Consider the following 18,873-nt stretch of genomic DNA (forward strand, 5'->3'; position numbering starts at 1 on the left):
TATAATCTTCGGAATTTTCTTTAAAGTAATAACACTAAAATTACATGTTACCAGCGATAATTACATCAATATTAGATACTGATGCTTATAAGCTGCATATGCAGCAGGCCGTATTTCATCACTATCCTGAAGCAACTGTAGTTGCACAGTTTCGTTGTCGTAGTGATGATCTACTCGGGCAATATGCTGATCAAATAATGCATCAAGTGAAATTAATGGAATCATTAGCGCTATCTGATGATGAATTTAATTATTTATCAAATATCTCCTTTTTTAAATCTGACTATTTAAATTGGCTTAAAAAATGGCGTTTCAATAGTAATTTACTCACTATAAAAGATGAAGATGGAGTACTTTCCATTACGATTGAAGGTAAATGGTTAGATGTCATTTTGTGGGAAGTGCCATTACTTGCTGTTATCAGTGAAATTGTTCATAAAGATCGTTCGCCAAATATTGGCGTGCCCGAAGCATTAGCAAGGCTAAAAGATAAATTAGCGATGTTTAATGAAAAAACAGCTAATATGGATATGTCAGGCTTTAATTTAATGGATTTTGGTACTCGTAGACGTTATTCGTATGCGGTACAAGAGGCCGTTGTTAATTATTTGAAAAGGCATTTTAATAACTTTCACAGTACTAGCAATTATTTAATAGCCTATCGTTTAGGGCTTACCCCCACTGGAACGCAAGCGCATGAGTGGTTTCAAGCTCATCAGCGTTTAAGCCATAGACTTCAGGATTGTCAAAGCAATGCGCTTCAGGTTTGGTTAGATGAATATCCGCATGATTTGGGGGTGGCATTGACCGATTGTATTACAATGGATGCGTTTTTACGTGATTTTGATTTGCACTTTGCTTCTAACTACCAAGGGCTTCGCCATGATTCGGGTGATGCAATTGAATGGGGCGAAAAAGCGATTGCGCATTATCAGCAATTGGGCATAGATCCGCAAACCAAACTGTTAGTTTTTTCTGATAGCTTAAATTTTGATAAAGCGATTAACATCTATCAGCATTTCAATCAGCGTGTAAAATTGTCATTTGGTATTGGTGGATTTTTAGCTTGTGATATTCCATCTAAAGATGCTAATACTAAGGCATTGAATATAGTGCTTAAATTAACGGAATGCAATAACCAAGCTGTCGCTAAACTATCAGATAGCCCAGGTAAAACGATATCTCAGGATTTAGATTTTATTGATGAATTAAAACGAACTTTTAGTGTTAAATAATGATAATAATTTATATTTAACCCATTATTAATATTAAAAAATAAAATCAGTAATAAAGGTTTTATTATTCATGGATTCCATTTTTATTATGGAATAGTCGTTAGAATATATCTGTATTACTTTATTACTGTAAATATTACTTAAACAAATTAATGTAGAGATGGATAATTAAAATGACTTCAGTTGCATCTATTGTTGATGTGTTACAAGGCAAAATTGCTGTTGGTAGCACTATTTCGGTTCAAGGTTGGGTAAGAACTCGACGTGATTCTAAAGCAGGCATCTCATTTTTAGCCGTTTATGATGGCTCTTGCTTTGATCCTATTCAAGCAGTTATTGAAAATAATTTACCTAATTATGAACAAGAGATCTTACGTTTAACGGCTGGTTGTTCGGTTAAAGTCACCGGTAAAGTGGTGGAGTCGCCAGGTCAAGGTCAAAAATATGAATTGCAAGCAACACAAGTTGAAGTATATGGCTTTGTTGACGATCCGGAAACTTATCCTATGGCAGCTAAGCGCCATTCAATTGAATATCTGCGTGAAGTAGCACACTTGCGTGCAAGAACCAATATTGTTGGTGCGATAACGCGTGTACGCCATACGCTTGCGCAAGCTATACATCAATTTTTTGATGAGCGTGGCTTTTATTGGCTATCAACCCCAATTATTACCGCATCAGATACTGAAGGGGCGGGCGAAATGTTCCGCGTTTCAACACTTGACATGCTAAATCTGCCTAAATCGGATAATGGCAAAGTTGATTTTGATAAAGATTTCTTTGGTAAAGAAGCTTTCTTAACAGTTTCTGGACAATTAAACGCTGAAACTTATGCTTGTGCACTTTCTAAAGTTTATACTTTTGGTCCAACATTTAGGGCAGAGAATTCAAACACTACTCGCCATTTAGCTGAGTTTTGGATGATGGAGCCTGAAGTGGCATTTGCCGATCTAAACGATAATGCTAAGCTTGCCGAGGATATGTTGAAATTTGTGTTTAAAGCAGTGTTAGAAAAACGTGCTGACGATATGCAATTTTTTGCGCAGCATGTCGATAAAGAAGCAATTAATCGCCTTGAGAACTTTATTAATGCTGATTTTGCTCAAGTAGATTATACCGATGCTATTACTATTTTACAAAATTGTGATGCTAAGTTTGAAAACCCTGTTAGTTGGGGAATCGATTTAGCCTCTGAACATGAACGTTATTTAGCCGAACAACATTTTAAAGCGCCAGTAGTTGTTAAGAACTATCCTAAAGATATTAAAGCGTTTTATATGCGTATGAATGATGACGGTAAGACTGTTGCCGCAATGGATGTTTTAGCGCCAGGAATTGGTGAAATCATTGGTGGTTCACAGCGTGAAGAGCGTTTAGAAATGTTAGATAAGCGTATGGATGAAATGGGACTTAATAAGGAAGATTATTGGTGGTATCGTGATTTACGTCGATATGGTACAGTGCCACATTCAGGCTTTGGACTTGGTTTTGAACGCTTAATTGTGTATGTAACAGGTGTTCAAAATGTACGTGATGTGATTCCATTCCCAAGAACGCCACGTAACGCGAACTTTTAAAAAAGCTTAAATAGTATACATTATTTTTGTCCGGGGGTAATTTGGAGTAATAAGATGCGCTAATTTTAAAACAATATAGATTAAAAAACGAACAAATAGGTTTAGATTTAGCCTTAGGCATCCTATTTAATGAAAAGTTCGCTTGATTTTAAAAAAAAATTATACATAATTTAACATACTGTAAAAAGTAGATAAGAAAGTAATAGATAAAATATTATTTTTTGGATGAATAATTATTGTACAAAAATGGCGCTAAAACTTATGGAAGGTGTCATTTTAAAATAACCATGAGGGTAAAAATAATGAAACGTAATCTTTTAGCAATCGCAATCCCTGCTCTTTTAGTAGCAGCTGGAGCAAATGCATCTATCGAAGTCTGGAACAAAGATGGTAATAAAGTTGACTTTTACGGTCGAGTAAAAGCAGCTAACAACATCACAGATCGCGCCCAAAAGGGTGAAGGTGATGATACTTCAGCTCGTTTAGGTATGTCTGGTCAAACCCAAATCACAGATAGTGTAACTGGCTATGGCCGTTGGGAATACGAAGCTAAAGCAGGTAAAAAATCTGCTAGCGAAATACGTTATGCATTTGCTGGTTTGAACTTTGGTGATGTAGGCTCGTTCGACTATGGTCGTAACGATGGTGTGTTAAAAGCAATTACAGCTTATACCGATGTGTTACCTCAATTTGGCGGTGACGCTGCAAACAATGCTTGGAATGTACTTTCATCTCGTACTAAAGCAGTTGCAACTTATCGTAATAACAACTTTTTTGGTTTAACTGATGATTTAAGTTTTGCATTGCAATATGCTGATAATGGTGATAATTCAGCATATACTGAAGACTCTGTTAAAGATGAGTCAAGAGAAGCTTATGGTGCTAATGCACAATGGCGTATCTTTGATACAGGTCTAACATTGGGTGGTGGTTATGCTCAATCAGCTGTTAGTAATGATCGTCATAGTACTTGGACTACAGGTTTAAAATATGATAATTACAATTTATATTTAGCAGCTAGTTACTTCCAAAGTAAGTTAAAACGTTATGTAGCCGTAACAAGTGCAAGTGGTGGAAAAACCGTTGCTCATTCTGATGCTAAAATCAGAGGTATTGAATTAGTTGCTCAATATGGTATCGATTTAGAAGTGGGGCGTTTAACTCCATCTGTCGCTTATGTTGAACATAAAGGGAAACATGGTTCGGTTCATTATAACGATGAAAAACTATTCAGCTCAGTTAATTCACCTTTAGCTAAATATGTATCTGTAGGTGCAACTTACGATTTAAACAAAAATTTTAGTGCTATCGTAGAATATAAATTCAACCTTCTTAAAAAGGATGATGTTGGTGCTGGAAACAATACCGAAACTAGTGATAATAGTAATCATCCAGCTAAACCAGGTACTAAAGATGTGTTAGGTGTTGGTTTAATTTACCAATTCTAATTATTTTTAATATGTTATAGAAAGGCACTTAGGTGCCTTTTTTCATTTCTTAGATTTTTTTCTATCTAAAACACATTTTATGTTTAAAAAAAATTTACATTAAGTATTAAAATTCTCGTAATTTCGCAGAAATAATTTAACCTATTTTGTTAAATAGGCAAGATATGCAATAAAATCTATTTATTATCTAGTAAAAATAGTTATCACAGTAATAATGTAATTGCTATTTATTGGCAGTTATTTATTAAACTAAGAGCAAAATAATTTGCATTTTTAATAAAAATATACCTACGAGGGTAACAAAATGAAACGTAATCTATTAGCAATCGCTATTCCTGCGCTTTTAATTGCAGGTACAGCAAACGCTTCTATTGAAGTGTGGAATAAAGATGGTAATAAAGTGGACTTTTATGGTCGAGTTTATGCATTAAACTATATTACTGATCGCGATAATCAAACAGGTGAAGGTGACAAAACCACTGCACGTTTAGGTATGTCGGGTCAAACACAAGTGACAGACAGTGTAACTGGATATGGACGTTGGGAGTACGAAGCAAATACAGGTAAAAATGCTGATAACGAAACGCGTTATGCTTTTGCTGGTTTAAACTTTGGTGATTTTGGTTCATTTGATTATGGGCGTAATGATGGCGTGTTAAAAACATTAACGTCTTATACTGACGTTTTGCCAGAATTTGGTGGTGATGCTTCAAATAATGATCTTTATGCATTAACAGATCGTACTAAAGCCGTTGCTACTTACCGTAACTCAGATCTCTTTGGCTTGGTAAATGGTTTACGTTTTGCTGTTCAATATGCAGATAACGGTGATAACAGCTCAACCAGCCATTTTAAAAAAGCTCGTAATGATAAACGTAATAGTGCTGAAGCATGGGGTTCTGTTGTTGACTGGGATGTGCTTGATACTGGTTTATCTGTTGGTGCTGGTTATGCACAAACGGGTGGTCATAAAGATGCTAAAGCATGGTCAGCTGGTATCAAATATGATAACGACAACCTTTATTTAGCAGCGTTATATATTCAAGGTAAACAAAAATACGGCTGGGGCAATGCATCAACAACTCGTAGTGCTGACGATTTAAAAACAAAAGGTTATGAATTTGTTGCTCAATATGGCATTGACTTCGAAGTGGGTCGTTTAACTCCTTCTGTTGCTTATATCCAACATAAAGTTAAAGATGCATCTAATTATTCAAGTGATGCAGGGCTTAAGGGTAATGATTTAGCTAAATATGTTGATGTTGGTTTAACTTATGATTTTAATAAAAATCTACAAGCTATTATCGATTATAAAATCAACTTGTTAGATAAAGATGACATCGGTGCACGTCGTGCTTTATATGAAGATAGTTCATTTACTAAATCACAAATCAAGGGCACAACAAAAGACACAGTGGCACTTGGTTTAATTTACCAATTCTAATAGGTTTTATCTTGGTAATTTTAAAAGGCACTTCGGTGCCTTTTTTATTATCAGCTATCGATTAAATATTCTTTGTACTTTAATTAATACTCTGTTAAAAAAATATATAAATAATAAATTATGATAACAATGAAGCTTTATACAACGCAGTAAATTATTGGCTAAAAAATATTGCCTTAGATGTTAACGATCACTTGAAAGAATTTTTATTCAATTGGTGTAAAAAATCGTGAAGCGATTTCTTGTCATAATTTATGTAGCGCAATGAAATAAATAAAAAAAGAGATTCGACAAATTATCACTCCAATGTTAAGTGATCCTATGAGGGGTGCTTAACAAATTAGTGCATCAATTGCAGAAGGTAAAATTGATATCTTAATCTTTTTGTGGGGTTATCTTAATGCAGTACCTCATTCTATGAAGTTAAAGCACTGTTACGACTATCGATGGTTTGGAATATCCTTGTTGCCACTCATCAAGCAACAGCCCATCATTGATACACTCTTCTATTTTTACGCAAGAGATTAATACGAAATACCTAATTATCAAAGTTATTTAGCGCAAAGAGTTAAATAAATATCAATACCATTCCAAATTCGTAAAGTAGGTCGGCAAATATTTCCGTTTGTTTTACCCCCACTTTGTTAGTCATGTTTATATCACTACTAGTGATATAAGATAATGCAGTAGCTGTGATTAGCACTATTATTGGGGGGGAATTTTAATTGATTATGACTTCCCTTTAGTGTGTTGGTGTTTCGCTTGTACTTTTTTCTTATGTGGGATTGTTAATATTTTCTTTCTCTCGGCTTCCTGTATTACCATTGCCAAAGCTTCTATTATTAATGGCGTGAAAATGGTTGTAAAAGACAAAAAAATTACATGCTATGTGCTTACGTTAACCAGTTATTATGTACTATGGGCGCAATTTAAGTTGATATTACCATTAACAATCACAAGCGTAATAGGTAGTCCAAGTTATGTAAAATGGATGCATTATGCTATTCAAGCCGGTATTTTAACTTATACTGCTTTGCCCACTCGCTCGTTGGATTAAGAAATATTTTAGTTTAGATCAACGCCTTAAATTTGGTCTATTTTTAATGTCATGCGCTTTTATTATCATGGTTTTTATATCAAAACTCATAGTACTATTATCACTGATTGAGCTATTTTATTTAGAGGCAATTATTCTGAACCCGGTCGTGAAACTTTATTGACAGTACTGAGTAATCTCAAGGTAAAGGGAGGGGAGTCATATGGGATTTAGTCGTTTAGGGCTTGCGCTAGTGAGAATTTATTAGTTATACCGGTGCTGGCTATTATGAATTGCCATGCAAATTAATTTTCCACGCCTGCCATAGATAGTGCTGACCAGAATTGGAATATTAACTTTAAGTTATCTACAATATCAATTTAAAAATGAGCCACCAATGCCACACATTAAAATGAGGAAGATTGGCTAATTTCACCACCTTTAAATAAAATAGCCTCGTTAGTATTAAGTTTATGCCATGTTTCATTCGAGGTTAATGGTAATGTAGAAATAATGGTAACAACATCATTTGGTGTTGTATGTTGTTGAAAATCAATTTCGATATCTTCATCCAGCAATTTTGCTTTGCCAAATGGCGCTTTACGGGTTATCCAATGTAAATTGGTTGAGCAGTAGGCAAACACATATTGCCCATCAGACAGAAGCATATTAAATATACCAAGTTGGCTTAACTGATTGGCACATTGTTGAATAAAATTAAACAGCTCAAGATCATTGGTCGGTTTTTGCGAATACTTTTGATGTAGTTGATTTATTAAGTAACAGAAAGCATATTCGCTATCAGTTTCACCAATAGGTTGAAATAGCCCTGTATCTAAATGTTGGTAATCAGTTAATTGCCCATTATGAGCAAAAGTCCAGTTCTTTCCCCATAGTTCTCGGGTAAATGGATGGGTATTTTCTAAGGCGACCCCGCCTCGATTAGCTTGGCGAATATGGGCAATTACGGCTTTAGATTTGATGGGATATTCTTTCACCATTGTAGCAATAGGTGAATAGCTGCAAGGTTCGGGATCTTTAAATGTCCGGCAGCCTTTTCCTTCATAAAAAGTAATTCCCCAACCATCTTTGTGAGGACCTTTGTCCCCACCCCGTTTAATTAAACTAGTAAAACTAAAGCAAATATCGGTTGGCACATTAGCACTCATACCCAATAATTCACACATATTATTTGGCCATTTCTTTTTCAATTAGCAAAATAAGTATATGGATCACTTTGATATGGATTTCTTGTACGCGATCGGCATAGCCAAAATGTGGAACACGGATATCAACATCGGCAAGTCCATTCATTTTACCGCCATCTTTACCAGTTAATGTAATGATTTTCATGCCTTTTTGCTTTGCTACTTCAATTGCTTTAAATACGTTGGTTGAATTTCCTGAAGTTGAAATTCCTAAAAGCACATCACCTTTTTGCCCGACACCTTCTACATAACGTGAAAAAATGGAATCAAATCCAAAATCATTACCAACACATGAAATATGACTGACATCTGATATGGCAATAGCTGGGTAAGCAGGGCGATTATCACGAAAGCGGCCGGTTAGCTCCTCAGCAAAATGCATAGCATCGCAATGAGATCCACCATTACCGCATGATAACACTTTGCCACCTTGTTTAAACGAATTAGCAATTAAGATTGCGGCTTGTTGAATTTGTTGCAGGTTTTTATCATCTGAAACAAAATTAGTTAATACGTCGATAGCTTGGTTTAATTCATTACGAATATTGTCAATGTACACGGATATTTCTCCATCAATAAATTTATCTACTATTGTAATTTGTTCAAAATAGCTTGCAAGTGATAAAAATAAAATTCCCTATCTTAATAAAAATTTTCAGGAAAATATGCCATTAAGTATAAAAATAAGCATTGAATTAAAAATAAATTAAGATTACTGCTAATAATGACGGTTGAAATAAAGATAAAATTTAAATTAATTTTAAAATTAACAAATAATACATTTGCAATAGTAAAATTCTTTGCATTTATTTTAAACAATATCTTGAATAGAACTTGGCCGTAACGTTATTTGCCAATAGGATAAGTTTTTCTTTCGTGATACAATTTATTAAGTATTTTTTCACTTAAAAAAGAGTGAAATGACATTCATAATAGAATTGATAAGGAATTAATATGCAAACAATTGAAGGTAAAGTGGCTGCGCCAAAGGCGAAAGTTGCAATTGTGGTGGCACGTTTTAATCATTTTATTAATGATAGTCTAGTAAATGGTGCAATTGATGCATTAACACGTATTGGACAAGTTGACGATAAAAATATCACGGTTATCTGGGTTCCTGGTGCTTATGAAATTCCACTTGCCGCAAAAGTTGCAGCACAGTCGAAAAAATATGATGCAATTGTGGCGTTAGGTACCGTCATTCGGGGAAGTACGGCGCATTTTGATTTTGTAGCAGGTGAATCAAGTTCTGGCTTATTAAGTGCAAGCCTAGATAACACCATTCCAGTTGGATTTGGTATTTTAACCACCGAAAGTATAGAACAAGCTATTGAACGTGCAGGTACTAAGGCCGGCAATAAAGGTGCTGAAGCCGCATTAACTGCGCTGGAAATGCTAAATATTATTAAAGCAATTAAGGAGTAATTTAGTGGCATTAGTTAATCCTCGTCGTCGAGCAAGAGAATGTGCGGTACAAGCCATTTACTCGTGGCAAGTTTCCAGAAACGATCTTGCTGATGTTGAGACAAGTTTTATTGCAGAAGAAGATATGAAAGGCGTTGATACTAAGTATTTTCGTGAATTATTAAATGGGGTAGCAAAAAATACCGCCGATTTAGATGATAAAATGGCGCCTTATCTCACTGAACGCTCTGTTGATGAATTAGGACAAATTGAATTAGCGGTACTAAGAATCGCATTATATGAATTAATGAAACGTCAAGATGTACCTTATAAAGTAGTCATTAATGAAGCTATTGAGTTAACTAAAACATTTGGTGCCGCTGACAGCCATAAATTTGTTAATGGTGTATTAGATAAAATAGCCCCAACCATTCGTACGCGATAACCGATTAATTATGAGATTGATATGAACGACAATAACGAAAAAAGCAAACCCACTATTTTTTATGCCAAAAATAGTGAACCTAAGAAACATTCTCGCTCAGCTACAGAAAAATCTACCGGATGGAAGGGTAAGCGTAAAGATGATTCATTTCAGTCGAAACCCAAACGCGATCGTCAAGATCGTATTGAAACTTTCAAACCTCGAAATGATAAATCTAATTTTATAAAAAATAAGTTTAGTGTTGAATTTAATCAATCTCAATCTTTCATCGATAACGATTCACCATGGAAAAAAAAAGTTCGCACTAATGAACAAACACCTACATTTGGTTATGACGGATATCGTCAACGGAAAGAAGAAACTTTAGTTTATAGTGAAAATAGTTGTAGGGCTGTTTTCAAACATCGGCGTGCAGCGATTGTCAAATTATTTATTACTCAAGAGATGGCTTATCTTTTTAAAGATTTAATTGACTGGTTAGTTAAACAACGGTTAGGTTATGATGTTGTCTCTAGTGAACAAATTAGTAAAATAACCCAAACTCAACACCATGGTGGCGTCTGTTTAATTGTTAAAAAGCGTGTTCCACTCACATTATTAGATTATTTAGATGACAATAGTGATAAAGAGCATGATCGTGTTTTAGTAATTGACGATGTCAATAATCCACATAATCTAGGGGGATTAATTCGTAGTGCCGCTTTTTATGGGATAAATGGTGTGATGTTACGTCAAACAAATTTACTCGATAGTGGTGCCGCTATGCGCGTAGCAGAAGGTGGTATTGAGGCTATTGAATCAATTAAAAGTGATGATTTTGTTGCTTCACTCGATATGCTTAAACAACGTGGTTACCAAGTTGTTGCACTATTACCTTGTCAGGCAAAGTCTATTGCATCAAGTGAACTACATAAAATTCGTTTTAATAAAAAAGTTGCGTTAGTCATATTTCAACAAATTAATATGAAACTCATCAATTCTGCTAGCGTTGTTGTGCATTTAAAAGGCAATGATAACATGCCCGCTTTAAATATTTCGGTCGCAACGGGGATTTTATTGTCTAACTTACAAAAATAAAGGCATATTTTTTTATTTAATATCAGTTGATTATATAATAATAGTTATTTTACCAGTTGATAAAATATATCAAATAGCATAATTTGATTAGAAATTGCTTTTTTTTTCTGTAAATTATTATTAATTTCTTGTGTTTTGGTAATGGTCATGGCTTTTAAGCATAAAGTTGGTTTAATTTTCGGGAAGTTTTATCCTTTACATTGTGGTCATATTTATTTGATTGAAAAAGCCATGAGCCAAGTTGATGAATTACATATTCTTCTTGGTTGTGAAGCAACACGCGATAAGCAACTTTTTAATAAAAGCCATTTACCAAAACAACCTCAAGTCAGCGACCGTTTTTCGTGGTTAAAAGAGACGTTTAAAGATCGCCACAATATTCATATCCATGTACTTGATGAAGCGGGTATTGAATTTTATCCGAATGGTTGGCAAGATTGGAGCTATCGTGTTAAACAGATTCTTTCTTCACATAAAATTAAACCCAATGTAGTATTTACTAGTGAGCCGCAAGATGTCAAAAACCATGAATTCTATTTTGGCTGTCCAGTAGTCATTGTCGATGCTAATCGAGATTTTATGAATATTAGCGCGACACAAATTCGTGAAAATCCTTATAAAAACTGGTCTTTTATTGCACAAGCAGCAAAACCTTTTTTTGTTAAAAAAGTAGCTATTATTGGTCAAGGGAGATTTTGTGACTTACCTATTCAGCTGGCTAATATTTATAATACTCAATACGTGTCTAATGGTTATATTAATTATATTGAGCGCGAAATATCAACTCATCATAATAAACGCTATTTGAGTGAAACTGATTACATTAAAATTGCGATGTTACATGTTGAACGAGTTTCAAAGGCCGTTGAAACCGCTAATAAGCTTGTTTTTACCTCAATTGATTTTGAAACACTAGCGCACTATTACAATCAAATCTTCCAAAAAGATAATGATGTTTTAAAAGCCTTTAAAGACAGTTACCATTTTGATTTAGTTATTCACGAAAAAGATTTAAACTCACAATTTTCACAACTGGACTATTTTGAAACAGTCTCCAAGAAGGTTGAAGCATTATTGATTTAGTTCATCACATTTATTGTGGCTTATGCTAAAATAAGGTAAATCTTTGTGATAGGTAAATTTTATGTCTCAATCTTCTGATAAACAAGACAATACAAATCAAGAAAAAATTGATTTTGGTTACATGCAAGTTCCAAAACAAGAAAAAGTAAAACGTGTCGCTGAAGTATTTAACTCGGTTGCTGATAAATATGATGTCATGAATGATCTCATGTCATTTGGTATCCATCGAATTTGGAAAAGAATTGCCATTGAATATAGCAGTGTGCGTACAGGACAAAAAGTTTTAGATCTGGCTGGGGGCACTGGTGACTTAACGGCAAAATTTTCGCAACTTGTTGGTGATAATGGATTAGTTGTTTTAGCTGATATTAACGAATCGATGTTAAAAGTTGGGCGGGATAAACTGCGTGACAAAGGATTATTTAAAAATATCGAATATGTACAAGCCAATGCTGAAGAATTACCTTTTGCTGACAACTATTTTGATTGTATAACAATTTCATTTGGTTTACGCAATGTCACTGATAAAGAAAAGGCCTTACGTTCTATGTGGCGGGTATTGAAACCTGGTGGACGTTTATTGATTCTTGAGTTTTCTAAACCTCAATATCAAATTCTAAATAAAGCGTATGATCTGTATTCATTTACCATGCTACCATTAATGGGCAAAATTGTGGCAAATGATTCTGAAAGTTATCGTTATTTAGCCGAATCAATTCGCATGCATCCCGATCAAAATACATTGAAAAAAATGATGGAAGATGCTGGTTTTGTTGATGTGAAATATCACAATATGACTGGTGGCATTGTTGCATTACATACTGGCTTTAAATTTTGATGTGATAAATAATAATGACATTTTTTAGACTGTATAAAATATTAACCGTATTTCGAGCCTATCAATTAAATGAACTATTGCCGACAAAATATCGTTTGTCAAAATGGCTGCGTACTTTATTGTTTTGCTTGTTTTGGGTTAGACCTAAAGCGAAACAGCAAGAAGTTGGTGAGCGCTTACAACAAGCACTACAAGAATTAGGTCCGGTTTGGATAAAGCTTGGACAAATGATTTCAACTCGGCGTGATGTTTTGCCAAAACACATAGCTGATGCTTTAGCTAAATTACAAGACCAAGTTATTCCTTTTGACGGTAACATTGCTAAACAATTGATTGAAACAGCTTTAGGGCAACCTATTGATTATTATTTTGCTGATTTTGACGAAACACCACTAGCATCAGCATCAATTGCACAGGTTCATACCGCAGTATTAAAACGTAGCCAAGCCGAGGTTGTTATCAAAGTTTTACGCCCTAATATTTTACCGGTTATTCAAGCTGATATCGCGGTGATGTATTGGGTAGCTAAACAATTTACTAAACGTATCAAATCAGGCGAAAAATTGCGAGCTGTTGAAATAGTGTATGATTATGAAATGACACTATTAAAAGAATTAGATTTACAAAAAGAGGCTTACAATACCATTAGATTGCGTGATAATTTTATCAATAGCGATACGTTATATATCCCTTATGTTTATCAAGAACTGTGCCGAAAAAACGTGATGGTTGAAGAGCGTATTAAAGGAGTTTCTATTGCAAATATCGACCAGCTCAAGCAGAATAATGTCAATATGAAATTACTTGCAGAACGAGGTGTACAAGCCTTTTTTACTCAGGTATTTCGTGATAACTTTTTTCATGCTGATATGCATCCGGGTAATATTTTTGTCGATATTACCGATCCACAAAATCCACGTTATATTGGAATTGATTGTGCCATTGTTGGCATATTGAGTGATGATGATCAACGCTACCTTGCTGAAAATTTCTTGGCCTTTTTTAATCGAGATTATCGAAAAATAGCCGAAACCTATATCGCTTCAGGCTGGGTACCAGCAACGACTGATGTTATAGCGCTTGAAATGGCGATGCGCAATGTTTGTGAACTAGCATTTGCAAAACCTCTTGCTGAGATCTCATTTTCACAGATTTTACTGCAATTATTTCAAGTGGCGCGTCAATTTGAAATGGATATTCAACCCCAATTAACTCTTCTTGAAAAAACGTTATTTTATATTGAAGGGCTTGGACGCCAGCTTTACCCCGAACTTGATTTATGGCAAACAGCAAAGCCGTTTTTAGAAAAGTGGTATAAAGATAAATATAGTGCTAAAAAAATTCTGCAACAAGCTTGGGAATCGTTACCAGAGTGGCGAACCATGTTGCCACAGTTACCAGAAAAATTAAATAACTATGAGCGAATAACCAAACAGATGAATGTTCAATTAAAACAAATCAATCAAGAATTACAACGTAGTAAAAGGCGTGAACGAAATCTATACGGGATGCTTGGGTTGTTTTGTACTTTATGTATTATAATACTGTTTGTTCATTAAAGATATCGCTCTAAGCTAGTTATTTTGGAATATTATAATTTGCGTGTATAATTTAGCTATTAACCCCATAGGAGATAATTATCATGATGCCAAGCTTGCCTCAACTCCTCATATTAATTGCTGTTGTTGTATTGTTATTTGGAACGAAAAAATTACGTTCATTGGGCTCTGATCTTGGCGCATCAATTAAAGGCTTTAAAAAAGCCATGAGTGATGATGACAATGACGGTAAAAAAGAGTTTGATAATTCACAAAAAGTCGAGAATATCGACTCATCTGATTCTAATAATCACAACAAAAAAGAGTAAACTGTGTTCGATATCAGCTTTGGGCAATTACTATTAGTATTAATTATTGGTCTGGTGGTGTTAGGGCCAGAACGATTACCTGTTGCGATAAAAGCAGTTGCAGGATGGATAAAGGTGTTACGTCGCATGTCAGCCACTGTACAGTTAGAGTTAAATAAAGAACTTAAACTACAAGAATTACAAGATAGTTTAAAAAAGGCTGAACAAAGTGGTTTAACAACACTTACGCCAGAAATTCAAGAATCTATCGATGATTTAAAGCGCGTAACAGAATCCTTAAAAAATGAAATCGACTCTACAACGCAAATCAATCCCCAAATTGACACAGATAAAAATAAACCATGACAGACGACGCTACTCAACCATTAATTGGTCATCTTGTTGAACTCAGAACACGATTACTACGTTGCATTATCTGCATCTTGTTGGTATTAGCTTGTTTACTCTATTTTTCCAATGATATTTATTACATTGTAGCAAATCCACTTATCAGCCAATTACCTCAAGGTAGTAGCATGATAGCAACCGATATTGCAGCCCCATTTTTTACGCCAATTAAGCTAACAACCGTGGTGGCGATATTTATTTCAATTCCGTATGTACTGTACCAAATTTGGGGATTTATCGCACCAGCATTGTACCAACATGAAAGACGTTTGGTGATGCCACTAATTATATCAAGCACGATTCTTTTTTATCTTGGTATCGCCTTTGCTTATTTTGTGGTGTTTCCACTCGCGTTTTACTTTTTTATTCATACAGCGCCGGTTGATGTGGCTATTAATACTGACATCACAAAGTATCTTGATTTTGTTATGACACTTTTTGTGGTATTTGGTTTTGCTTTTGAAGTTCCAGTCGCTATTATTTTGCTTTGTTGGACAGGAATAACGACGCCTAAAAGTCTACGAAAAAAACGCCCATATATTATTGTTGGGGTATTTGCTGTCGCGATGTTTGTAACACCTCCAGATGTATTTTCGCAAATATTATTGGCTGTACCTATCTGTTTATTATTTGAAATAGGGACTTTCTTTGCCCGTTTTTATCAACCACGTAATAATGACAATATAGAAGACGATAGCCAAGAATCTGAACAATAGACATAAACAGATAACCAATGAATTAAACAGAACAAGTAAGGATAAAGAGTCATAATGAATACATCATTACCTGATTTTAATTGTGCCAATGTATTAGTTGTGGGCGATATTATGTTAGATCGCTATTGGTATGGGGGAACTAATCGAATATCGCCTGAAGCACCAGTGCCAGTTGTTAAAATCGACTCTTTAGAAGAACGCCCAGGCGGCGCTGCCAATGTTGCCATGAATATTACTTCACTTTGTGGTAATGCACGACTTATTGGCTTAACAGGCATTGATGAACCTGCAAAAATTCTTGATGAACAACTCAGTAAACATAAAGTTCACTGTGATTTTGTATCCGTTTCAACGCACCCAACCATCACCAAATTACGAGTTCTATCACGCAATCAACAATTGATTCGTATCGATTTTGAAGAAGGATTTGGTAATATTGATGCAACGCCTATTCTTGAGCGCATTCAAACTGCATTAACAACCCATAAAGTGTTAGTTCTGTCAGATTATGCTAAGGGGGCATTATCAGCAGTTCAAGCAATGATTAAGCTTGCCAATCAAGCCAATGTACCGATTTTAGTTGATCCCAAAGGTACGGATTTTGAACGTTATCGTGGAGCAACAATCCTAACACCTAATATGTCAGAGTTTGAAGCCGTAGTCGGCCATTGTCAAAGCGAAGAAGATATCGTAGAGAAAGGTTACCAGCTGATTAAACAGTACGATCTAAAAGCACTTTTAGTAACACGAAGTGAAAAAGGCATGACGTTACTCCAATTAGATAAACCGATCTATCATCTACCGACTCAAGCCAAAGAAGTGTTTGATGTGACTGGTGCTGGCGATACTGTAATTGCCACCTTAGCAGCGGCGTTAGCAGCGGGGCAATCTTTAGAAGAGAGCTGTTTTTTAGCCAATGCCGCAGCCGGTGTTGTTGTTGGTAAACTGGGTACATCAACGGTTTCGCAAGTCGAGCTAAGTAATGCTATTCGAGCCCGTGCCGATGACGGTTTTGGGGTAATGACAGAAGAGGAACTCAAAGAAGAAGTACAAAAGGCGCGCATGCGTGGTGAAAAAATTGTTATGACCAATGGTTGCTTTGATATCTTACATGCGGGTCATGTTTCTTACCTTGCTAATGCGCGTAAACTAGGGGATCGTTTAATTGTTGCTGTGAACAGTGATACCTCGGTTAAACAGTTAAAGGGCGAATCCCGACCGATTAACCCGTTAATGCAACGAATGATTGTACTGGGAGCGCTTGATTCAGTTGACTGGGTTGTTCCATTTGAAGAAGAAACCCCTCAACGATTAATTGCTAGCGTCTTGCCCGATGTCTTAGTCAAAGGTGGCGATTATAAACCCGAAGATATTGCTGGGGGAAAAGAAGTTATCGCTGCTGGCGGTAGTGTTAAAGTGCTTAACTTTGAAGATGGCTGTTCCACGACTAACATTATTAATGCAATAAAAAATCGCTAAATTGTAGTAGATAAAATCGGCTACTTCGGTAAGTAACCGATTGTTTCTCAAGCTTCTATAACTTCAATTAGCTATTATCTTGTTTTAAACATAACTTAATATAAAAATTGGTCACCATTTTCATCAAGTCTCTTAATAATATAGAACGTTAATAATGATTAGTATGATCAATCGTTAATAACTATTATTAAATTTCAAAATTAATACTTTTTTTATTATGCGCTTTATGCAAAGCTAATAACCAAATTATGAAAATGAGTATTAAGGATATTTTATGACCAAACATTATGATTATATTGCTATTGGTGGCGGTAGTGGTGGGATAGCATCAGTTAACCGAGCTGCATCCTATGGAAAAAAATGTGCTATTATTGAGGCAAAATTATTAGGCGGAACCTGTGTAAATGTTGGGTGTGTGCCTAAAAAAGTCATGTGGTATGGTGCACAAATTGCTGAAGCGATTAATCACTATGGCCCCGATTACGGTTTTGATACCACCATGAATCAATTCAATTGGGATAAATTAATTGCTAGCCGAACTGCTTATATTGATCGAATCCATCAATCGTATGATCGAATTCTCAATAATAATAAAGTTGATGTGATTCATGGATATGCTAAGTTTGTTGACTCTCATACCGTTGAGGTAAATGGCGAACATTATAGTGCCGATCATATTCTGATAGCTGTCGGGGGTAAACCAACGATTCCGAATATCCCTGGTGCGCAATATGGTATTACATCTGATGGTTTCTTTGCACTAAAAGCCTTACCTAAGCGTGTGGCGGTTGTTGGCGCTGGTTATATTGCTTGCGAAATCGCAAGTGTATTACATGCACTTGGCGCGCAAACTCATCAATTTGTTCGCAATGCTACACCACTACGATCTTTTGATCCACTTATTGTTGAAACCTTGATGGAGGTTATTACTACTGAAGGGCAACAATTACATACCTTTGCGATTCCGCAATCTGTTACAAAAAATAGTGACAATTCTTTAACATTAATCCTTGAAAATGGTGAAAGTTATACAGTCGATTGTTTAATTTGGGCAATAGGTCGTGAACCAGCTACAAATGACATGAATTTACAGGCAGCAGGAATTGAAATTGATAATAAAGGCTTTGTGATAGTGGATAAATATCAAAATACCAATGTACGGGGTATTTATTCTGTCGGTGATGATACAGGTGCCATGGCATTAACGCCGGTTGCGGTTGCTGCTGGTCGTCGCTTATCAGAAAGGCTTTTTAACAATAAGCCTGATGAACATTTAGATTATAGTAATATTCCAACCGTTGTCTTCACCCATCCAGCAATTGGAACAGTAGGGTTGACGGAGCCAGAAGCGATACAGCAATATGGTCAAGAAAACGTCAAAGTCTATAAATCCACTTTTACGGCCATGTATACCGCAGTTACACAACATCGTCAACCATGTCGTATGAAGCTAGTGTGCGCCGGTAAAGATGAAAAAATTGTTGGTATTCATGGTATTGGATATGGGATGGACGAAATGTTACAAGGCTTTGCCGTAGCACTAAAAATGGGTGCAACGAAAAAGGATTTTGATAACACCGTTGCAATTCACCCAACTGCTGCTGAAGAGTTTGTTACTATGCGTTAATA

General features: G+C 35.4%; 17 protein-coding genes and 1 pseudogene. 16 read left to right on the forward strand and 2 right to left on the reverse strand.

The features are described from left to right. The first annotated feature begins 44 nt into the window (after window positions 1–44). From pncB to A9G23_RS04360, 5 genes are all read left to right on the forward strand, one after another. Window positions 45–1,235, forward strand: coding sequence for a nicotinate phosphoribosyltransferase (gene pncB / locus A9G23_RS04340; protein WP_065586454.1), 1,191 nt, complete (start codon window positions 45–47; stop codon window positions 1,233–1,235). Window positions 1,236–1,408: 173 nt separating this feature from the next. Next, the gene (asnS, locus tag A9G23_RS04345; protein WP_065586455.1) at window positions 1,409–2,812 is read left to right on the forward strand and encodes an asparagine--tRNA ligase; all 1,404 of its coding nucleotides are present in this window, start codon (window positions 1,409–1,411) and stop codon (window positions 2,810–2,812) included. A gap of 302 nt (window positions 2,813–3,114) precedes the next feature. Continuing rightward, complete coding sequence (locus tag A9G23_RS04350) at window positions 3,115–4,260, forward strand: porin (protein ID WP_081296947.1); 1,146 nt, start codon at window positions 3,115–3,117, stop codon at window positions 4,258–4,260. Window positions 4,261–4,564: 304 nt separating this feature from the next. Beyond that, window positions 4,565–5,704: a porin gene (locus A9G23_RS04355; RefSeq protein WP_065586456.1), complete on the forward strand. Its 1,140-nt coding sequence runs from the start codon at window positions 4,565–4,567 to the stop codon at window positions 5,702–5,704. Between the two features lie 856 nt (window positions 5,705–6,560). Continuing rightward, window positions 6,561–6,761: a hypothetical protein gene (locus A9G23_RS04360; protein ID WP_065586457.1), complete on the forward strand. Its 201-nt coding sequence runs from the start codon at window positions 6,561–6,563 to the stop codon at window positions 6,759–6,761. A 386-nt stretch (window positions 6,762–7,147) separates the two neighbouring features. Here A9G23_RS04360 and A9G23_RS04365 read toward each other — a convergent pair whose 3' ends face one another. Then, the gene (locus tag A9G23_RS04365) at window positions 7,148–7,927 is read right to left on the reverse strand and encodes a class II glutamine amidotransferase (RefSeq protein ID WP_065586458.1); all 780 of its coding nucleotides are present in this window, start codon (window positions 7,925–7,927) and stop codon (window positions 7,148–7,150) included. A 1-nt stretch (window position 7,928) separates the two neighbouring features. Then, a complete protein-coding gene (gene lpcA, locus A9G23_RS04370) occupies window positions 7,929–8,507 on the reverse strand; it encodes a D-sedoheptulose 7-phosphate isomerase (protein WP_065586459.1) in 579 nt (192 codons plus the stop codon). 395 nt (window positions 8,508–8,902) lie between these two features. Between lpcA and ribH the strand changes: the two genes are divergently transcribed. From ribH to gorA, 11 genes and pseudogenes are all read left to right on the forward strand, one after another. Continuing rightward, window positions 8,903–9,373 (forward strand): 6,7-dimethyl-8-ribityllumazine synthase, encoded by a 471-nt coding sequence (gene ribH / locus A9G23_RS04375; RefSeq protein ID WP_065586460.1) that lies wholly within the window; start codon window positions 8,903–8,905, stop codon window positions 9,371–9,373. Between the two features lie 4 nt (window positions 9,374–9,377). Then, the gene (gene nusB, locus A9G23_RS04380) at window positions 9,378–9,797 is read left to right on the forward strand and encodes a transcription antitermination factor NusB (protein WP_065586461.1); all 420 of its coding nucleotides are present in this window, start codon (window positions 9,378–9,380) and stop codon (window positions 9,795–9,797) included. A 21-nt stretch (window positions 9,798–9,818) separates the two neighbouring features. After that, the gene (locus tag A9G23_RS04385; RefSeq protein ID WP_065586462.1) at window positions 9,819–10,874 is read left to right on the forward strand and encodes a TrmH family RNA methyltransferase; all 1,056 of its coding nucleotides are present in this window, start codon (window positions 9,819–9,821) and stop codon (window positions 10,872–10,874) included. Window positions 10,875–11,021: 147 nt separating this feature from the next. Further along, entirely contained in the window at window positions 11,022–11,957 is a 936-nt protein-coding gene (nadR, locus tag A9G23_RS04390; protein WP_065586463.1) for a multifunctional transcriptional regulator/nicotinamide-nucleotide adenylyltransferase/ribosylnicotinamide kinase NadR, read from the forward strand. Window positions 11,958–12,018: 61 nt separating this feature from the next. Beyond that, complete coding sequence (gene ubiE, locus A9G23_RS04395; protein ID WP_065586464.1) at window positions 12,019–12,795, forward strand: bifunctional demethylmenaquinone methyltransferase/2-methoxy-6-polyprenyl-1,4-benzoquinol methylase UbiE; 777 nt, start codon at window positions 12,019–12,021, stop codon at window positions 12,793–12,795. A 14-nt stretch (window positions 12,796–12,809) separates the two neighbouring features. After that, complete coding sequence (gene ubiB, locus A9G23_RS04400; protein ID WP_065586465.1) at window positions 12,810–14,354, forward strand: ubiquinone biosynthesis regulatory protein kinase UbiB; 1,545 nt, start codon at window positions 12,810–12,812, stop codon at window positions 14,352–14,354. 86 nt (window positions 14,355–14,440) lie between these two features. Continuing rightward, on the forward strand, window positions 14,441–14,662 hold the full coding sequence (tatA, locus tag A9G23_RS11885; RefSeq protein WP_442899764.1) for a twin-arginine translocase TatA/TatE family subunit: 222 nt from the start codon (window positions 14,441–14,443) through the stop codon (window positions 14,660–14,662). Between the two features lie 3 nt (window positions 14,663–14,665). Beyond that, window positions 14,666–14,959, forward strand: a pseudogene (tatB, locus tag A9G23_RS04410) (Sec-independent protein translocase protein TatB); the annotation flags it as partial. Between the two features lie 44 nt (window positions 14,960–15,003). Then, on the forward strand, window positions 15,004–15,765 hold the full coding sequence (gene tatC / locus A9G23_RS04415) for a twin-arginine translocase subunit TatC (protein WP_065586467.1): 762 nt from the start codon (window positions 15,004–15,006) through the stop codon (window positions 15,763–15,765). A 54-nt stretch (window positions 15,766–15,819) separates the two neighbouring features. After that, complete coding sequence (gene hldE / locus A9G23_RS04420; protein WP_065586468.1) at window positions 15,820–17,244, forward strand: bifunctional D-glycero-beta-D-manno-heptose-7-phosphate kinase/D-glycero-beta-D-manno-heptose 1-phosphate adenylyltransferase HldE; 1,425 nt, start codon at window positions 15,820–15,822, stop codon at window positions 17,242–17,244. A gap of 274 nt (window positions 17,245–17,518) precedes the next feature. Further along, a complete protein-coding gene (gene gorA, locus A9G23_RS04425; RefSeq protein WP_065586469.1) occupies window positions 17,519–18,871 on the forward strand; it encodes a glutathione-disulfide reductase in 1,353 nt (450 codons plus the stop codon). The last annotated feature ends 2 nt before the right edge of the window (window positions 18,872–18,873 follow it).

It is taken from the genome of Gilliamella sp. App4-10 (assembly GCF_001690495.1).
Classification (GTDB): Bacteria; Pseudomonadota; Gammaproteobacteria; order Enterobacterales; family Orbaceae; genus Gilliamella; species Gilliamella apicola_G.